14 protein-coding genes are annotated in these 19898 nt (G+C 37.0%); all 14 read left to right on the forward strand.

From position 1 onward, the window contains the following. Positions 1 to 528: 528 nt before the first annotated feature. The gene (gene purL / locus SPD89_RS16080; RefSeq protein ID WP_336262967.1) at positions 529 to 2739 is read left to right on the forward strand and encodes a phosphoribosylformylglycinamidine synthase subunit PurL; all 2211 of its coding nucleotides are present in this window, start codon (positions 529 to 531) and stop codon (positions 2737 to 2739) included. 208 nt (positions 2740 to 2947) lie between these two features. Beyond that, positions 2948 to 4321, forward strand: a complete 1374-nt coding sequence (gene purF, locus SPD89_RS16085; protein WP_336262968.1) for an amidophosphoribosyltransferase — start codon at positions 2948 to 2950, stop codon at positions 4319 to 4321. A 146-nt stretch (positions 4322 to 4467) separates the two neighbouring features. Further along, positions 4468 to 5484, forward strand: coding sequence for a phosphoribosylformylglycinamidine cyclo-ligase (gene purM, locus SPD89_RS16090; protein ID WP_336262969.1), 1017 nt, complete (start codon positions 4468 to 4470; stop codon positions 5482 to 5484). Next, entirely contained in the window at positions 5481 to 6050 is a 570-nt protein-coding gene (gene purN, locus SPD89_RS16095) for a phosphoribosylglycinamide formyltransferase (protein WP_336262970.1), read from the forward strand. Before purM ends, purN begins: the two co-directional genes overlap by 4 nt. Positions 6051 to 6070: 20 nt before the next feature. Next, positions 6071 to 7603 (forward strand): bifunctional phosphoribosylaminoimidazolecarboxamide formyltransferase/IMP cyclohydrolase, encoded by a 1533-nt coding sequence (purH, locus tag SPD89_RS16100; protein WP_336262971.1) that lies wholly within the window; start codon positions 6071 to 6073, stop codon positions 7601 to 7603. Positions 7604 to 7915: 312 nt separating this feature from the next. Then, positions 7916 to 9169, forward strand: a complete 1254-nt coding sequence (gene purD / locus SPD89_RS16105) for a phosphoribosylamine--glycine ligase (RefSeq protein ID WP_336262972.1) — start codon at positions 7916 to 7918, stop codon at positions 9167 to 9169. A 404-nt stretch (positions 9170 to 9573) separates the two neighbouring features. Next, the gene (locus tag SPD89_RS16110) at positions 9574 to 11316 is read left to right on the forward strand and encodes an adenine deaminase C-terminal domain-containing protein (protein WP_336262973.1); all 1743 of its coding nucleotides are present in this window, start codon (positions 9574 to 9576) and stop codon (positions 11314 to 11316) included. Between the two features lie 28 nt (positions 11317 to 11344). Next, the gene (locus tag SPD89_RS16115; RefSeq protein WP_336262974.1) at positions 11345 to 12367 is read left to right on the forward strand and encodes a DUF3048 domain-containing protein; all 1023 of its coding nucleotides are present in this window, start codon (positions 11345 to 11347) and stop codon (positions 12365 to 12367) included. Between the two features lie 13 nt (positions 12368 to 12380). Further along, on the forward strand, positions 12381 to 12674 hold the full coding sequence (locus SPD89_RS16120) for a YerC/YecD family TrpR-related protein (RefSeq protein WP_336262975.1): 294 nt from the start codon (positions 12381 to 12383) through the stop codon (positions 12672 to 12674). A gap of 128 nt (positions 12675 to 12802) precedes the next feature. Then, a complete protein-coding gene (locus SPD89_RS16125; RefSeq protein WP_336262976.1) occupies positions 12803 to 13393 on the forward strand; it encodes a TetR/AcrR family transcriptional regulator in 591 nt (196 codons plus the stop codon). Between the two features lie 339 nt (positions 13394 to 13732). Continuing rightward, positions 13733 to 15199, forward strand: coding sequence for an aldehyde dehydrogenase family protein (locus SPD89_RS16130; protein WP_336262977.1), 1467 nt, complete (start codon positions 13733 to 13735; stop codon positions 15197 to 15199). Positions 15200 to 15234: 35 nt separating this feature from the next. After that, a complete protein-coding gene (locus SPD89_RS16135) occupies positions 15235 to 16608 on the forward strand; it encodes an aminotransferase family protein (protein WP_336262978.1) in 1374 nt (457 codons plus the stop codon). Positions 16609 to 16761: 153 nt separating this feature from the next. After that, complete coding sequence (locus SPD89_RS16140; RefSeq protein ID WP_336262979.1) at positions 16762 to 18435, forward strand: amidohydrolase; 1674 nt, start codon at positions 16762 to 16764, stop codon at positions 18433 to 18435. Positions 18436 to 18566: 131 nt separating this feature from the next. Next, positions 18567 to 19826 (forward strand): MFS transporter, encoded by a 1260-nt coding sequence (locus SPD89_RS16145; protein WP_336262980.1) that lies wholly within the window; start codon positions 18567 to 18569, stop codon positions 19824 to 19826. The last annotated feature ends 72 nt before the right edge of the window (positions 19827 to 19898 follow it).

Here is a 19898-nt window from a genome sequence, read left to right on the forward strand (position 1 = left end):
TACTTAAGTTGATAATTTCGGTTAACCTAGATGCTGCACCGTTGATTTTCGCCTTCGGGCAGTCGCTCATTCTTAGGGCATGTTTCAGCCTTCGCTGCACAGGACGTGCTAGTGCCGGCATTGGTCACAAATCTTTATGGTGGGACGAAAACGTAGCTACAGTCCCAGGACGTAACCGCTTTTAGCTTCTAGGAGTCAACTGTCCTCCGGCTCTAATCAACCATTGTGACAGTATCAAGCTGCGTAGATGTTACCTTCACCATTCCAGCGAAGGAAATACACGGAGACTCCTGTGGGAGGATAGGCCTAGGTGAGACACAAGTGCGTAGCACGAAGGGGCTCATCAGCCGCCTACGGAAAGCGCAGTGTATTTCCGTAGCGGCATTTTACTTTGTAACTTGTCTACATTTCGTTAGTAGTAAAATTTTCACTACTGCACAGTATCCTTCGACAGTAGAGGAAGTGGGATTGATTTTGGAACAAAGATGAAAATATCATTTTTTTTACATGATAAAGGAGACGAATGAGATGCGAGAAAATATGGATCCAGAACAAATTGAACGTGAGAAGGAATACAAAAAAATGGGGCTTTCAGACGAAGAGTACGAACGGATTAAAACAATTATAAATCGTCGTCCGAATTATACAGAAACGGGGATTTTCTCGGTAATGTGGTCCGAACATTGTAGCTATAAAACATCTAAACCGTTATTAAAAAAATTCCCAACAAAGGCACCGCAAGTTCTCGTTGGACCTGGTGAAGGCGCAGGTGTTGTTGACATTGGCGATAATCAAGCAGTAGTTTTTAAAATGGAAAGTCATAATAGCCCATCCAAAATTAACCCTTTTGAAGGGGCAGCAACAGGTGTAGGTGGGATTTTACGAGATGTATTTTCGATGGGAGCTCGTCCAATAGCAGCAATTAATTCATTGAGATTTGGTCCATTATTATCTGATCGAACAAAATATTTATTTGAAGAAGTAGTAAAAGGAATAGCTCATTACGGAAACAATGTAGGCGTTCCAACAGTCGGTGGAGAAGTAAAATTCGATCCTTGCTATGAAGATAGTCCACTCGTAAACGCAATGGTAGTAGGTGTACTTAACCATGATGAAGTTCAGAAAGGTGTTGCAAAAGGCGTAGGTAATACGGTCATTTATGCAGGAGCACCGACTGGGCGTGATGGTATTCATGGTGCAACTCATTCATCGGTTGATGAACAGTCTGATGATGCGAGTCCTGCAGCAGGAAATCCCGAACTGGAAAAACGATTAATTGAAGCCTGTCTCGAAGTGATTCATCATGACGCTCTTATCGGCATGCAAGATATGGGGGCAGCAGGACTAACCTCATCTGGAAGTGAGATGGCATCAAAAGCAGGAACTGGAATGTTACTTCATTTAGATCTAATTCCTCAAGCAGAAGAAAATATGTCTGCATATGAAATGATGTTATCGGAAACGCAAGAAAGAATGCTGTTAGTCGTAAAAAAAGGTGCAGAACAAGAAATTATTAATCTATTCCAAAAGCACGATATTGCAGCAGTAGCAGTCGGTGAAGTAATTGAGGACAAAGTGTTTCGAATCGAGCATCAAGAAAAAATCTGGGCAGATATTCCGGTTGATGCGTTAGATAAAGAGGCACCTGTCTACCATTTACCATCGAAAGAGGCGACCTACTATAAGGAATTTCAGAAGCTTGAAAACACTGTACCGGATATTAAAGAATACGGTGAAATATTAAAACTGTTACTTCAGAGCCCAACGATTGCAAGTAAAGAATGGGTATATGACCAATTTGATTCAGTAGCACGTGGAAACACATTAGTTGGTCCAGGGGCAGGAGCTGCTGTTGTTAAAATTGAAGGAAAAGATAAAGCAATCGCTATTTCTGCAGACTGTAATGCACGCTATATTTATTTAGATCCAGAAGTTGGCGGACAAATTGCTGTAGCAGAAGCTTGTCGAAATATTATCGTTTCAGGTGCCAAACCAATCGGAATTACAGATGGATTAAATTATGGGAACCCTACAAATGAAGAAGTGTTTTGGCAAATGGAGAAAAGCATCGACGGAATTAGTGAAGCATGCCGAGCGTTAAACGTTCCTGTCATTAGCGGAAACGTATCGATGTACAACCAATCGTATGGAGAACCGATTTTTCCCACTCCAATAATTGGAATTGTTGGATTATTTGATTCACTCGAGCATATTACGCCAAATGCTTTTCAACAAGCGGGAGATGTGATCTATGTAGTAGGAAAAGCAGATGCAGAATTTGCTGGAACAGAAATTCAAAACCTTTTACAAGGTGAGTATAAAGGGAAAGCACCGCAGATTGATCTAGCTATTGAAAAAGAACGTCAAATCAAAATTTTGCAAGCTATTCAAGAAGGGATTCTTGCTTCGGCGGAAGATATTGCTGAAGGTGGCTTGGCAGTCGCACTTGCTGAAAAAGCAATTCGTGGAAACGTTGGGATAGATGTTACGTTACAAGATAACCCAACAGTGGAACTATTCAGTGAAACACAGTCTCGCTTTGTTATATCGGTAAAAGCGGAAGATGTTGAAGCGTTTGAAAATAGTGGACTTGAAGTGATGAAAATAGGAACAGTCACAGCAGATGAGAAATTTATTGTACGAACAAATGATGGAAAGACATTAATAGAGGAAGATATGAACGGTCTTAAAAAAGGATGGAAAGAAAGTATTCCAACCTTACTGGATTCTGAAATATGAGAAAAAACGAGCTTACCTGGATGAACTTAAAAGTTTCAATGGAGGGCGCGCCTCGCACGTTTTCAGATGAATTTTCGTCGTGACTCTGTTCAATTGCACGTTTTCATACGTATTTCATCGATAATCTGTTTCATGGAGAGCGCCTATATAAAACGAATTGTTTTGAAAGTAATGTTTACGAAAACAACTTAAAAAATGAGGAATGACAATGTTTGCTATTTGGGGTCATAAGAAGGCTGCTGAAATAACATATTATGGACTACATGCACAGCAACACCGAGGACAAGACGGGGCAGGAATTGTTGTGACTGATGGGAAGGAATTAACTGTTCATAAAGATGTTGGCTTAGTAAATGACGTGTTTTCAGGATATAATTTCAATCAAAATCAGGGTCATGCTGCTATAGGACATGTCCGAAATGCTACGCAAGATGATGGCGTATTTAATAATGTCCAACCATTTGTGTTCCATACGTTAAACGGAAGTACGGCAATTGCTCATAATGGGAAAATTGTCAACGCAGATAGTATTCGGAAAAATCTAGAGGCAGCAGGAAGTATTTTGCAGACAACTTCCGATACAGAAGTTTTGGCACATTTAATGAGAAAAAATAATCAAAGGCCATTAGAAGAGGCGATCATTGAAAGTTTAAGAATGCTTATAGGTGCTTATGCATTTGTTATTTTAACAGAAGATAAGTTATATGTTGCACTCGATCCACGTGGTATACGACCACTATCAATTGGTCGACTTGGGGATGCTTATGTGGTAGCTTCTGAAACTTGTGCATTTAGTATTATCGGTGCAACATTTGAACGAGAAGTTCTACCAGGGGAACTTCTCACAATTAGTGATGAAGGTTTAAAATCTACACGATTTTTACTTCGAGAACCGCGCCGGTTATGTGCCATGGAATATGTATACTTTTCTCGTCCAGATAGTGATTTAAACGGTGTGAACGTTCATACATCCAGAAAACGGATGGGAATCGAGCTTGCAAAAGAACATCCTGTGGCAAATGCGGACGTTGTTACAGGAGTACCTGACTCCAGTATTTCCGCAGCGATCGGTTATGCAGAACAATGCGGTTTACCTTATGAAATGGGGGTACTTAAAAACCGGTATGTCGGAAGGACTTTTATTCAACCTTCACAAGAATTACGAGATCAAGGAGTAAAAATGAAACTGTCTCCTGTTCGTGGAGTCGTTGAAGGGAAAAGTATTGTCATGATTGATGATTCTATTGTACGTGGCACAACGAGTAGAAGAATAGTCCGATTACTGAAAGAAGCGGGAGCAAAAGAAGTTCATGTTAGAATTTCATCACCAAGAATTGAAAACCCATGTTTATATGGGATCGACATGTTAACAAAAAAAGAACTTATTGCTGCAAATCATACAAACGATGAAATAAAAAATATTATTGAGGCAGATTCTATAGAGTTTTTATCGATGGAAGGAATGGAGAAAGCGATCGTAAAAGACAAAACGATTAATCAAGGTATCTGTGCAGCATGCATGACAGGTGACTACCCTGTTCTTGAAAATGACCAGCGAAAAGTATTTTATCGTAAATATTGACGTGAAAACATGTAAGTAATATATTTTATGTACCTGTGATGAATTGACAAAATTCTCATAGTAAGTTAACTTGCGATAAATAAGCTATAATATAGTAAAATTTTAAAAGAGCAAAAGACTATTAATCAATTAGGGGCGAATGAATCATGTCAGATGTATATAAAAAAGCTGGTGTTAATGTCGAAAAAGGGTATGAAGCCGTCGAAAGAATGAAAAAACATATTGCTAAAACTTCGAGATCCGAAGTGCTTGGTGGGATCGGTTCTTTTGCGGGGTTATTTGAACTAACGTCTTTAAATTACGAAGAACCTGTACTTGTTTCGGGTACAGATGGTGTCGGAACAAAATTAATGCTTGCGTTTGAAATGAATCAACACGACACAATAGGTATTGATTTGGTGGCAATGTGTGTAAATGATATTGTAGCACAAGGTGCCAAGCCACTATTTTTCCTTGATTATATCGGTTGTGGGAAAAATGATCCTGCTGTAATTGAACAAATTGTAGCAGGAGTTAGCGAAGGATGCGTTGATTCCGGAGCCGCATTAATCGGTGGGGAAACAGCAGAGATGCCAGGAATGTATAAAGAAGACGAGTATGATCTAGCTGGTTTTGCAGTTGGAATTGTGGAAAAAACCAAATTAATTACTGGTGAAAATATAAAAGAAAATGACTGTATTATTGGTATAGCCTCTAGTGGTATTCATTCTAACGGGTACTCTTTGGTGCGAAAAATAATTGAAGGACTCGATCTTAACAAACGATATGATGGTTTATCTGAAACGTTAGGAGAAGCGGCTTTACGTCCGACGAAAATCTATGCAAAATCAATTGAAGCCGTCACTGAAAAAACAGATATTAAAGGGATTTCCCATATTACTGGCGGTGGATTTTATGAGAATTTTCCACGTATTTTACCTGAAGGTCTCGGTGTTGTATTAGATGAAAGTAAATGGGAAGTACCAGAAATACTTTCATTCATTCAAAAAAGAGGCAACATGTCAACGGAAGAAATGTACGGCGTATTTAATATGGGTATCGGAATGGCATTAGTCGTTGCCAAAGAAGATGTAGAAGAAGCTGTGACAATTTTAAATGATGTAGGTGAAAAAGCAACACTAATTGGTAAAGTAATTGGTAAAGAAGGAGTGCATTTTGCATGATTGAAGTTAGAACGCGTGTAGCTGTTTTTGCATCGGGAACAGGAACAAACTTTGAAGCAATGATGACTAGTAAAGATCGTAAATTTGATGTGGTCATGCTCATTTGCGATAAACCAAAAGCGCATGTAATCGGAAAAGCTGCTAGTTTTGGAGTAGAAACGGTTGTTATGGATCCAAAAACATTTTCATCAAAAGAAGCGTATGAAAAAGAAATTTTAAACAAGCTAAGAAGAACAAATGTACAGTGGATTGTTTTAGCCGGATACATGCGGATCGTTGGTCAAACTTTGCTTGAAGCTTATGAAGGAAAAATAGTGAATGTCCATCCGTCATTACTACCATCTTTCCCAGGTAAAGATGCAGTCGGTCAAGCACTTGATGCAGGTGTAAAGGTTTCAGGTGTAACAATTCATTATGTAGATGATGGTGTGGATACAGGACCGATAATTGCACAAGAACCAGTTACTGTATTTCCAAATGATACAAGAGATTCATTGCAAGAACGAATTCAACAAGTGGAACATGTTTTATATACAAGAGTAATATCAGAACTTACGAAACAATAATAAAATGAGGAGTTTCCAGCATGAAAAAAAGAGCCTTAATTAGTGTATCTAATAAATTTAATCTCGTTCCCTTCGCACAACGATTACAAGATTCGAACTACGAAATTATTTCTACTGGCGGAACATTGAAACTATTAGTAGATTCAGGAATAGATGCAAAATCAGTGGAGACAGTAACTGGATTTCCTGAAATATTAGAAGGACGTGTAAAGACGTTACATCCGAACATTCACGGAGGGTTACTTGCAAAACGAAATGAAGAGTCTCATATGACAGCTTTACAAGAAAACCAGATTGATCTAATTGATATCGTAGTTGTAAATTTATATCCATTTAAAGAAACGGTAACAAAAGAAGGGGCAACAGAAGAAGATATTATTGAAAATATCGATATTGGTGGTCCAACCATGCTTAGGGCAGCTGCGAAAAACTTTAAAGATGTTATTGTAGTTGTAGATCCAGCTGATTACGAAATGATTGCGGATAATTTAGAATCAGGTGAACTTGACGAAGAAACGCGTAAAAAACTTGCGGCAAAAGTTTTTCGCCATACAGCCAATTATGATGCGATGATCGCACGTTATTTTAATGAATCGACAGATGAAAGATTTCCGAATGATTATACAGTTACATATGAAAAAGTACAAGATCTTCGTTACGGCGAAAATCCACATCAGCAAGCAGCTTTTTATGAAGATGTTCAATATAAAGGAATTAGTCTCGCGACAGCGAAGCAATTACACGGCAAAGAGTTATCATTTAACAATATTCAAGATGCCAATGCAGCCCTCGAGATAGTTGTAGAATATGATGAACCAGCAGTTGTCGCTGTAAAACATATGAATCCATGTGGAATTGGGCTTGCAGATAACTTAAACGATGCATTTACACGTGCATATGAAGCAGATCCAATTTCTATTTTCGGAGGAATTATCGCTTGTAATCGCGAGGTTGATAAAGCAACCGCTGAACAAATGCATGAAATTTTCTTAGAAATTGTAATGGCTCCAAGCTTTACAGATGAAGCTAAAAAAGTACTCATGCAAAAGCAAAATATTCGTTTACTAGAAATGGAAAATGTCGACTTAGAGCAAAGCAATGAAAAAATTACAACTGTTAAAGGCGGTATTCTCGTTCAGACGAGTGATGACGGAAAAGTTGACGCAGAAGATTTAGAAGTTGTTACAGATAGAAAACCAACTGCAGAAGAAATGGAAGACTTACTATTTAGTTGGAAAGCAGTAAAACATGTAAAGTCAAATGCGATTGTATTAGCAAAAAATAAACAAACGATCGGTATCGGTGCAGGGCAAATGAATCGGATCGGTGCGGCTAATATTGCTATTGAGCAAGCAGGAGAAAATGCGAAAAGTGCAGTAATGGCTTCCGATGCATTCTTTCCAATGCCTGATACGGTAGAAGCTGCTGCCAAAGCAGGAGTAACAGCCATTATTCAACCTGGTGGTTCAAAGCGTGATCAAGATTCAATCGATGTATGTAACGCCAATGGAATTGCGATGGTCTACACAAAAATGCGTCATTTTAAGCATTAAAACGAGCAGTTGGAAGTGTGAAAGTTTGCACTTTTGGGGGCTGTGTAGAAGAAATCGCCGATATATTCGGGGGGATCGCCGATAAATCCGTAATACCGCCGATATATGCGAGTAATCGCCGATAAATTCGAAATACCGCTGATATATGCGGGCAATCGCCGATAAATCTGGAATTCCGCTGATATATGTGAGCAATCGCTGAAAAATTTGTAAAACCGCCGATATATGCGAGCAATCGCCGATAAATTCGTAAATCCGCTGATAAAACAAGTTGATTTTATAAAAAATAATAGTCTTAGAAAGGTGTATGGGATGAATATTTTAGTTGTTGGACGTGGGGGACGCGAACATAGTGTCATCTTGCATTTAGAAAAAAGTGATCGTGTTGAAAAAATATACGCAGCTCCAGGCAATGGTGGGATTGAAGAGCATGCTACATGTGTGTCAATTGATGAAATGGATATTGCCGGACTCGTTCATTTTGCAAAAGAAAATAAAATTGATTTAACAATTGTTGGACCGGAGAATCCTTTAAATGCCGGAATTGCAGATGCATTTAAAAAAGAAGGTCTCGCAATTTTTGCCCCAACAAAGGACGCAGCAATCCTTGAAGGTAGTAAAGATTTTGCGAAGCAATTTATGTTGAAACATGGCATTCCAACCGCTAGTTATGAGACATTTACAGAAGCAGATAAAGCGAAACAGTATGTAGAAGATCAAGGTGCGCCAATTGTCATTAAAGCGGATGGGTTAGCAGAAGGAAAAGGCGTAATTGTTGCTGGAACGAAAGAAATGGCATTTGATGCGATTGATAAACTGATGGTCGAAGAGGCGTTTAGTGGTGCGGGCAGAAAAATTGTTATCGAAGAATTTTTAAAAGGACGAGAATTTTCACTAATTGCTTTTGTTCACGAACATAATGTTTATCCAATGATTCCTGCACGTGACCATAAACGAGCCTTTGATAATGATGAAGGACCAAATACTGGCGGAATGGGTGTATTTGCACCAGTGCCAGATATCACAGATGAGATTGTAGCATATACGACAAGAGAAGTTTTACAGAAGGCGGCTGATGGACTCATGAAAGATGGCCGTCCATTCACCGGCATTTTATATGCAGGTTTGATGCAAACTGATACTGGAACAAAAGTAATTGAGTTTAATACACGTTTTGGAGATCCAGAAACTCAAGTTGTCCTCCCATTACTAGAAAATGATTTAGTCCAAGTGATCGTTGATGTCATGGCTGGAAAAGATCCACAGTTGACTTGGAAAGATGAGGCATGTGTAGGCGTAGTAGTTGCCTCTAAAGGCTATCCGAACGTGTATGATAAAGGTGTACTTTTACCAGAGTTAGAATCAACCGACCAAACATTTGTCGTTCAAGCCGGTACAAAAAAGACAGAAAAAGGGCTTGTCTCAAATGGTGGACGTGTGCTATTAGTTGGAGGACTCGGAAAAGATCTCGAGTCTGCACGAAAACATGCATATGAGCGGTTACGTGTATATGACAATACGGATGCATTTTTTTATCGAACAGATATAGGAGTCACAAAGGTATAAGTTTTTTAGGAAGCTTGCAAGTATAAACCTTGTGAGCTTTTTTTCATAGATAAGATGCTAAATGACTATTGATGCAAAGTGGCCTACATCTTATACTTAGTGTGGCTGGAAAGTTGCAAAGTGGTCTACAATATGATTAGTGACAAAAGAATGCAGGGTAGATTGTTTCTCATTGTGGGTTCGTGCTACAAAAATAAATATTTTTAGAACTAATCTAAAATAATAATTTTCTACTTTTACTAGGATAAAGTTCTTTTTTTGTTCAAATTTTCACATTGATATATTATTTTCAAGTATTCTTAACAAAATTTCTATCTAATGTATGATAAAATAGTAAATGTAATCGCAATCAATTATCTATGCGCAAACAGAGAAAGAGACTTTATTAATTGGAGAGTTGACTTATGTTAGAACAGGGACAATTTTGGAGAAACAGAGAATTACGAGAGCATGTTGCTGTCGTGGAAAATAAAATCGCACCTACGATTGTATTTACAAATAGCACATATTTAAATGTATATACAAAATCGTGGATTCAGGCAAATATATGGATCTATAAAGATCGGATCGTATATGTAGGTGATCGTATGCCTATCAAAACGGATGATACTGATATTATCGATTGTACCGGACAATATTTGGTTCCCGGATATATTGAGCCACATGCACACCCGTTTCAGTTATACAATCCGGAAGAATTAGCATTGCACGCTGGAAAATTTGGAACAACTACATTGATTAATGATAATCTAAGACTACTTTCTTTATTTGATGAAAAGAAAGCGTTTTCTATTATAGAGAATTTTCACAAATTAGCTATTTCGATGTTTTGGTGGGGGAGATATGATTCCCAGTCGATGTTGAGAGATAATGAGGAAAAATTTAATACGAATGATATTTTATCATGGGTATCGCATCCATCAGTAGTACAAGGTGGCGAACTTACATCCTGGCCACAACTATTGGCAGGAGACGATCGACTACTATATTGGATTCAAGAGACAAAACGTTTAAACAAACGGGTTGAAGGTCATTTTCCAGGCGCATCTGTTGACACATTAACCAAATTAAAATTACTTGGAGCAAGTGCTGACCATGAATCTATGACAGGGGAAGAAGTAATTAGACGTCTACAGTTAGGGTACCATGTTGCTCTTCGTTATTCGTGCATCCGCCCTGATTTACCAAATATCTTAGAACAACTACAAACGGAAAAAATAGCAGCTTATGATCAAATGATGTATACTACAGATGGTTCTACACCTTCTTTTAATGAACGTGGCTTAATTAATGTTTGTATTAAAATTGCGCTTGAAAGAGGAGTACCGTTAGAGGACGCTTATCGAATGGCAACGTATAATGTTGCTAAATATTATCAATTAGATGAACTGTTAGGAAGTATCGCACCTGGGAGATTAGCACATATTAATATTTTGTATGAAAAAGATGATCCACATCCGTTAAGTGTGCTTGCAAAAGGAAAATGGATTGTAAGAGATGGAGTTGAAATCGAGCAAGACACCCACATTAATTGGGAAAAACATGATATTAAAAAAGCAGAGTTTCAATGGGAATTAACTAAAGACGATTTGCAATTTTCTATTCCAATCGGATTGAAGATGGAAAATGATGTAATTATGAAGCCGTATGCGGTAGATATCGATATTACGGCTGATTATTTACCTTCTGGTAGAGATGATGCATTTTTACTTTTGATCGATCGATACGGAAAATGGCGCGTTAATTCTGTTATTCATGGTTTTACAAAAGAGCTTGGAGGTTTATGCAGTACTTATTCAACGACAGATGATATTATTATAATTGGAAAAAGAAAATCGGATATGAGCTTAGCATGGAAGAGAATGAAAGAAATCGGCGGCGGTATTGTGCTAGCTCATCAAGGGAAAATTATTTATGAGTTAGCTCTTCCACTTGAGGGAGCAATGTACGATGGAAGCATGGTACAATTAATCGAGAAAGAGAAAGAATGTGTCAAAATATTAAATGAGGCTGGATACACATTTAATGATCCAATTTATACTCTGTTATTCCTGTCATCCACGCATTTACCATATATCCGCATTACCCAACAAGGAATTGTTGATGTGATGAAATACGAGGTTATCGTTCCAGCTAATATGCGCTAATGCCACAAAATACAAGGGGGAAAGCGCCATGAAAAAAAAGAGGTTACTTATTTTAATCACCGTCATCGCACTAATAGCAGTTGCTTGCTCAAAAAATGGTGAAGGGGTCAAGGAGAAAGATTCTTCAACAAAAAACGGTGGAGGAACTTACCCATATACAGGGATTAAAACGGATGAAGATGTAACGGATCGGGCGATTGCAGTCATGGTTAATAATCATCCACAAGCAAGACCGCAAAGTGGTTTATTAGAAGCGGATATTGTATTTGAAATGCTAACAGAAGGTGATATTACAAGGTTTTTGGCTGTATATCAGAGTACTGAACCCGATGTTGTTGGCCCAGTAAGAAGTGCCCGAGAATACTTTTTTACACTTGCTGACCGATATGAGGCAATTTATGTTTATCACGGTGCAGCAAACTTTATTAATGACATGATTAAATCACAAGGGATAGAAAATTTACCTGGCGCGGCCCATGATAATGATGGTAATTTGTTTGTTAGAGAGTCTTTTCGAAAAGCCCCTCATAATTCCTATTTTCAATTTGGTGCAGCATATGATGTTGCAGAAGAAAAAGGGTATGAGACAAAAATGAATTATGAGCCCTTACTGTTTACCGCCGATGATTCCGAGGTAGATGGGGAAGAAGCGAATTCTGTACAAATAAATTATTCTTCCAATTCTACTGTTGGATTCGAGTATGATGAATCAACTCAAAAATATTCTCGGTATAATGATGGGGAACAAACGGTGGATCTGGATACGAAAGCACCTATACAAGTAGATAATGTATTTATTGTGGAAACAGAGCACCGTGTTATTGATGATGAGCAACGTCGATTTATTGATATTGACTCTGGTGGTTCAGCATATTTACTTCAACGTGGAAAAGTTCAAAAAATTGAATGGGAAAATCAAGATGGTCGGATTGTACCGGTAAAAGATGGAGAAGTTGTCCCATTTGTGCCAGGTCAAACTTGGATAAATTTTGTTCCAACTAGCCCATCGACAGGCGTTACCGAGCAAGTTGAAATAAACAATATGGAGTAAAGGGGGATTTCATTTGCAGATTGACAAGTTAAGAGGGGAGCAATTAGATCAACTATTCGATGCGATCCTTTCGTTAAAAACTCGTGAAGAATGTTATCAGTTTTTTGATGATATCGCAACGATGAATGAAATTCAATCACTTTCACAACGCCTACAAGTTGCTAAAATGTTAAATGAAGGCAGTACGTATAATGCGATAGAAAAACAGACTAAAGCTTCAACCGCAACGATTTCCCGTGTACGCAGATGTCTAGATTATGGAAGTGGCGGATATGGAACGGTTTTAAAACGGATGGAAAATAAATAGGAGATAGCAAAAAAACCACCTACGTTAAAAATAACGTAAGTGGTTTTTGTTACGTAAGAAATTGCGCTTGTCGTAATGCGAACTGTCAAGTATGATTATTACGTATGACTGAGAAGAGGAGAATTAATATGTGTTACTTAACTGAGAATAAGATTAGAGATAAAGCATTAACATTATTTGTAGAGAAAGGATATAGCGGAACCTCTCTATCTGATATAGGTAATGAGGTTGGGATTAAAAAGCAATCCATTTACACTCATTTTAAAAGTAAAGATGATTTATTTTTACAAGTGATGAACCGCGTGTTGGATGTAGAAGTTGACTCATTAAATAATTATTTTAAAGAGAAACAACATGCACCACTATTTGAAAAATTGTATGGCTTCATTACATTGTTCAGAAAACGTTATATGTTGGAAAGCGAAGAAAACGTTAAATTTTTACTTCGAATGATGTTTATTCCACCAAACCATATACAAGATACCGTTATTAAAAAAGTATTATCCTATTATAATTTGTTGGAAAATCATGTCGAAGCAGTGTTTTTAGAAAATGAAAAAATTTTAGATGTGGAACCGTTAGAAGCTAAACTTGCATTTTTAAACTTATTTGATGGCTTACTCGTCGAATTAGTTTATGTGAATGTCGATAGTTTTGAGAAGCGATTGAATGCATCTTGGGACGTTTTTTGCAAAGGTGTTCGAAAGGAAAATATTTAGGACTTTATTGTTGTTTATAAAGATATTAAAGAAATATCAATATATTATTCATATGCTAATTTATAAAAGTATTAAAAATAAGTATAGAAATCCCCCTTGAAATATGACGAAATTCATATATAATAAAATATAGGATTTACGAACGGTCGTAAGGAACTAAATGTTCTGGGAATGCAATCAATATTTATTTTTTTTATAACAAGTTTTCAGAATATACAATTAGAATACGAACGATCGTAAGTTAAAGGTGAGGAGGAAAACGATTTTGTAAATTCTTAAACAATCGTGCCGTTATAGAAGAATAGTTACAGCATTAAAATTGTGAAAGAGGGGGATTTTATGACGAAATATTATAAATTATTTATCGGCGGTAATTGGGTAGATGCAGTATCGGGGGAAACTTTTGAATCGATCAATCCAGCCAATGGATCTGTAAATGGAGTGATTGCTAAAGGAAGTACAATAGATGTTGATCTAGCAGTAAAAGCTGCACGAAAAGCATTTGAATCAGGCCCTTGGAAAGAAATGGCACCAAGTGATCGGGGACGGTTATTGTATAAGGTTGCGCAAGCACTTTGGGAAAAAGCTGAGAAATTAGCAGAGATTGAATCCCGAGATAATGGGGTAACAATAAATGAAAATAAATTCATTGCTATGCCAGCAATGATTGATGTATTAGAATTTTATGCTGGACTTGCCAACAAAGTACAAGGGGAAACTTTAGCATCACCGAGCAATCGACTTAATTTTACATTAAAAGAGCCGTTAGGAGTGATCGGGGCGATTGTACCATGGAACTTTCCATTAATGTTATCCATGTGGAAAATTGCACCAGCTTTAGCAGCTGGAAATACGATTGTGATCAAATCATCCGAATTAACTCCGATTAGTATTTTAGAAATGGCAAAGATTTTCCAAGAAGCAGGAGTTCCGGATGGAGTTATAAATATTGTTTCGGGTTACGGAGCAGATGCCGGTAATGCATTAGCATCGCATCCAGACATTGATAAAATAGCATTTACAGGTTCAACGACAACAGGAAAATTAGTGATGCAGGCAGCAAGTCAAAACTTAAAGCCGGTTAGTTTAGAGTTAGGCGGAAAAAACCCGAATATTATTTTTAATGATGCTCATATTGAAAACGCTGTCAATGGGTCGATGCTCGGTATTTATATGGCGCAAGGACAAGTTTGTGCATCAGGCTCAAGACTATATGTTCAAGAAGGCATTTACGATAAATTTATGGATGTATTTACAAATAAAGCAAAGCAAATACGAGTAGGTGATCCACTGGATCCTGCAATGCAAATGGGACCACAAGTATCCTTACCACAACTAGAGCGAATCGAGCATTTAGTTGCAGCAGGTCTTGAGGAAGGGGCAAATGTTGTTCTTGGGGGAGAAAGATCTGATGATAAAGGTTTCTTCTATTCTCCTACAATTCTTGTAAATGTAACGACCGAAATGCAGATTGCTAGGGAAGAAATTTTTGGTCCGGTTCTATCCGTTATTCGCTTTAAAGATGAAGATGATGTAATTCAAAAAGCAAATGACACATTATATGGCTTAACTGCCGGAGTATGGACGGAAAACATAAAACGAGCCCATAAAATGGTCAGAGGATTAAAAGCAGGAACCATCTATGTTAATACGATGAGTATGCTTGATAGTGCTGCACCATTTGGTGGATTTAAACAAAGTGGTTTTGGAAGAGAACTAGGAATCGAAGCGATGAATATGTATACGCAAACGAAACATGTATGGATGGAAATGAGTGAAACTCATCTAGATTGGTACGGTATGTAAACATTCTTTTATAAAAAATAATGGAGGGATTTTTAATGGCAAAAAACCAAGTAGAATTAAAAACGAAAGAGTTGGCAGAGTTAGATAAAAAACATTTTTTTCACCCACTTACACCACCGAAATTACAATATGAGCAAGGACCACCTATTATCGTGGAAAAAGGCGAAGGCATTTACATTACAGATGTAAATGGCGACAGATACATTGATGGAATGTCGATGCTTTGGAACGTTAATTTAGGACATGGTCAAGTAGAGTTAGCAGAAGCAGCGAAGGAACAAATGTCAAAACTTGCTTTTAGCTCTGCATTTAATGGTTATTCGCATGAACCAGCCGTTCGTTTAGCTGAAAAAATTGCATCGTTAACTCCTGGAGATTTAAATGTTGTCTTTTTCACATCAGGAGGATCAGAATCAAACGATACTTCCTTTAAACTAGTAAGATCCTACTGGAAATTAAAAGGAAGGCCAGAAAAGAAAAAGATTATTAGTCTTAAACGTGGATATCACGGGGTTACTTTAGGTTCGACAAGTGCGACAGGTATGCCGGAATTCTCGGATTTTGTTGAATCCAAAGCACCTGACTTTCTCCATGCAAAAGCACATCTTTTAAATTGTGAGTTAGGGGATAAAACAGATCCAGAATATGAAAATAGTTTTAGAGGGGTCATTGAAAGAGAAGGAGCTGACTCAATAGCAGCAGTTATTTTAGAGCCAGTAATGGGTGCTGGTGGAGTAATGATTCCACCAGAAGGTTACTTACAAGCAGTACGCAAGCTTTGTGACGAAAAAGATATCCTAATGATTACCGATGAAGTAATTACTGGATTCGGTCGTACTGGTAAAATGTTCGGTGTAAACAATTGGGATGTCGTACCAGATGTTATGTCGATTGCGAAAGGAATAACGAGCGGGTATCACCAATTAGGTGGCGTTGTGATGAGAGAAAAAATTAGAGAACCGTTCATCCAGTCTAATGATGTATTCTTCCATGGATTTACGTACAGTGGACATCCAACTGCTTGTGCAGTAGGTCTAAAAGCGCTAGAGATCATCGAACGTGATAATTTGTTACAAAATGTAAATGAGATGGCGGAAGAGTTTAGAAAAGGACTAAAAATGTTGGAAGAAAAACATTCCATTGTTACCAATACAAGAAACATTGGATTACTAGGTGCATTTGAACTTTATGAAGATCCGGAAAACAATAAACCTTTTGCGCCTGAAGTCGGAGCAGCTTTTAAAGTAGTTGAAGAAGCGTTTAAGAATAAATTATTGTTACGCTTTATTGATTGGGAAGGTTCCAATATCGTGGCAATTGCTCCACCACTAATCGTTAATAAAGAAGAAATGAAAGAGATTTTTGAGATTATTGATGCTTCAATCACTGCATTTAAGAACAGTTTGTAAAGATATTGAGTAAATCTACTGTTTGTAATTACTTATAGAATATTAACAAAGATATTGCGGGGTGGTGTAACAATTATTAACATGCATGTTATACCATCCTATTACTTAATAATTTTAGTAAAATAATAAATAAGGTAAGGGATGAAATAAACTATGACTAAAATTAAAAGAGTATTCCTAAACGGAAGAATATATTGTATAGTTCCTCGTGAATCTATTGTTGAGGCACTGTTGGTTAAAAATGGAAAGATAGAAGTTGTAGGTAGTAATGAAGAAATAAAACGGTTTATTACACCAAATACAGAAGTTATTGATTTACAAGGAAAAACTGTTATACCTGGTTTACAAGAAATGCATATACACGCAATTACCGGTGCCTATCAAAAATTTAATGAATGTCAGCTTCCTCAAGATTCTAGTAACAATCTAGACAAGTTACTTGAAATTATTGCAGAGTTCTCATACAGCCATCCTGATTTAAGTTGGATTACTGGTAATGGATGGTCTGGTACATATCTGTCTCAAATTCATAAATTTCACCTAGATAAAATTGATTCCAGCCGACCGATGTTTTTACTAGATTTTAGCATCCATAATGCATGGGTTAATAGTAGAGCACTTGCAATAGCGGGTATTGATAAACATACTCCTGATCCAGAAGGTGGAGAAATAGTACGTGATGAACAAGGAAATCCAACCGGACTATTAGTTGAAAATGCTGTGAAGCTCGTTCAAAAATTTATACCTAAACCAAATGAACAGGACTTTTATAAATCAGGAGAATGGGTTGTCGAACAATTAAATTCATATGGGATAACAGGCATTAAAGATCCTCTAGCAGATGATAAAATATTGGATGTTTATAGGAAATTGGAAAAAAACAATAAACTTTCAATACGAGTAGGAGCACATTTACCTTGGAAATCTGATTTAAGTGTAGGTCTAGGCGAGGGGCTAACTTATGAAGACCAATTTAACCTAATTAAAAATAGGGACCAATTTAAGTCAAACCGTATTAACCCTAATTATGCAAAAATATTCCTTGATGGAGTACCCCACTTTAAAACAGCTGCTTTTTTAGAACCTTACGAAGGAGAATCTACTGAGGAATATAAATCTACCAAAAATTTACTTGTTGATCCCGAAGAGTTAAAACAAGATTTGATTAAGTTAGACAGCGAAGGGATAACGGTAAAAATGCATGCAACTGGTGATGCTGCAGTAAGAACTGGTTTAGATGCCATTCAAGCAGCTCGAAAGCATAATGGGTTTAGTGGTCTTTTACATGAAATTACTCATACAGGATTCGTAAGCGATGATGATAAAATAAGATTTAAAGAATTAAATGCAATAGCCGAATTTTCTCCGGCAGGATATTGGTCTCCATCAACTGCTCAAGATATTGATTTAGTCAATGCAATAGGCCGAAAACGAGCAAACACACACTATGAAATTAATAGTATTAAGTCAACAGGTGCACTTGTGGTTTATGGCTCAGATTGGCCAGTAGTTCCTTCTATAAATCCTTGGCCAGCAATAGAGGCTTTAGTAACTAGAGAAAATACATATGAAGATTATCCAGGAGTCCTAAATATTAATCAGGCAATAGAAATAGTCGATGCAATTGAAATGTGCACCATTAATGGCGCATGGTCAATGTCTTTAGAGGGCCAAACAGGTTCAATTGAGGTTGGTAAATATGCAGATATGATTATTCTTGATAGAGATATTTTTGAAATTAATCCAAAAAAAATACGTAACACTATTGTTTTAGAGACAATTGTTGAGGGTGAAAGTGTCTACACTTACGACAAAGTAACTGAATAAAATAGTCCAGTCCTACACCACAAATTTGTATTATGTTGACTTTGGATAAGTTGATCTTCAGAATTATGATATTTATTTTCAGTTTCTATTAATTACCTATCAACATGGGTAAATGAAGGGGTAAGTATAATATGGAAAGTATGGCTGGAAAACATTCAACTCGCTACGAATATTGGGTAGTTGGACTTATGTTTTTATCTTGGGGGTTTATTTTTCTAGATAGAACTGCGCTATCACACATCACCCCATCATTAGTTGAAGAACTAAGATTAAATAATGGACAAATTGGACAAATAAATATGTGGCAAACAATTGGATATGCTGTTGCCGGTCCTATAATAGCAATCTTATCTGATAAATCCGGAAAAAGAAAGTCTTTTTTAGTAGCAGCAATGCTATCTACTGCATTTTTTTCAATATTATCAGCGTTTGCAAACACCTATACCTCATTACTTATCGCAAGACTTTTACTTGGGATGAGTGAGGGGCCAATATTACCATTGGCTATGGCTATGGTTGCAGCCGCATCATTTCCTGGACGATTCGGAAGAAATGCAGGAATAGTTAATACTGGTGTATCAGTTATTGCATTAACTATTGGACCAATTATAGTAACGCAAGTTATCGCTGCAACCAATTGGCATTGGGCATTTATCATTGTGAGTCTTCCAAGTATAATTTTAGCATTATTAGTTTGGAAATTTACAACTGAAGTTAAACTAGTTGAGGCTAAAGCGGAGAACCATCAAAGCAAGAAAAGATTTGCCGAAATTTTTAAATTTAGAAACGTAGCGGTAAGTATATTTATAGCTATATTTTGTATGGGGTCATATTGGATTTTATTGTCATTTGCTCCTTTATACTTAACTTCTATTGGACAGTATTCTCTAGAAAACATGGGTTTTATAATGTCATTAATGGGGCTAGCAGGTATTTTTACATGCGTCTTTGTTCCATTAATCTCTGACTTTTTTGGCAGGAAATCCGTATTGATATTATTTGCCTTTTTAGCAAGTTTAGCTCCTATTGGATTAGTTTTATTTCCGAGTATATTTATTGGCCCATTATTGTTAATATTATTTGGAGGATTGATGGGTGCAATTGCCCCAATATATATGAATATTATTCCAGAGGAAACTATGCCTGTTCATTTAACAGCCACTACAAGTGCTTTAATTATTGGAGTGGGAGAGATCATCGGTGCGTTTATTGTTGGAGGAACAGGTACAATTTCAAATTCTTTAGGATTACCGTTTGTCATGATTGTAGCTGCAGTATCTGCAATTATTATGGCATTAATAGGATTCGGATTAATCGAGACAAATCCAAGAAAAAAACAAAAGCAAGTGGATCATAGAAACAGTGAAGAAGTAATAGCAGAGTCTAATTAATTAGTGTAAGGGTAACAATTCCATTACTTGCTCTAAGAGATGTGGAAATGCCTTACACAACAATAATTAAGG

The sequence above is a fragment of the Pseudogracilibacillus sp. SO30301A genome, assembly GCF_037072025.1.
GTDB lineage: Bacteria > Bacillota > Bacilli > Bacillales > Amphibacillaceae > Pseudogracilibacillus.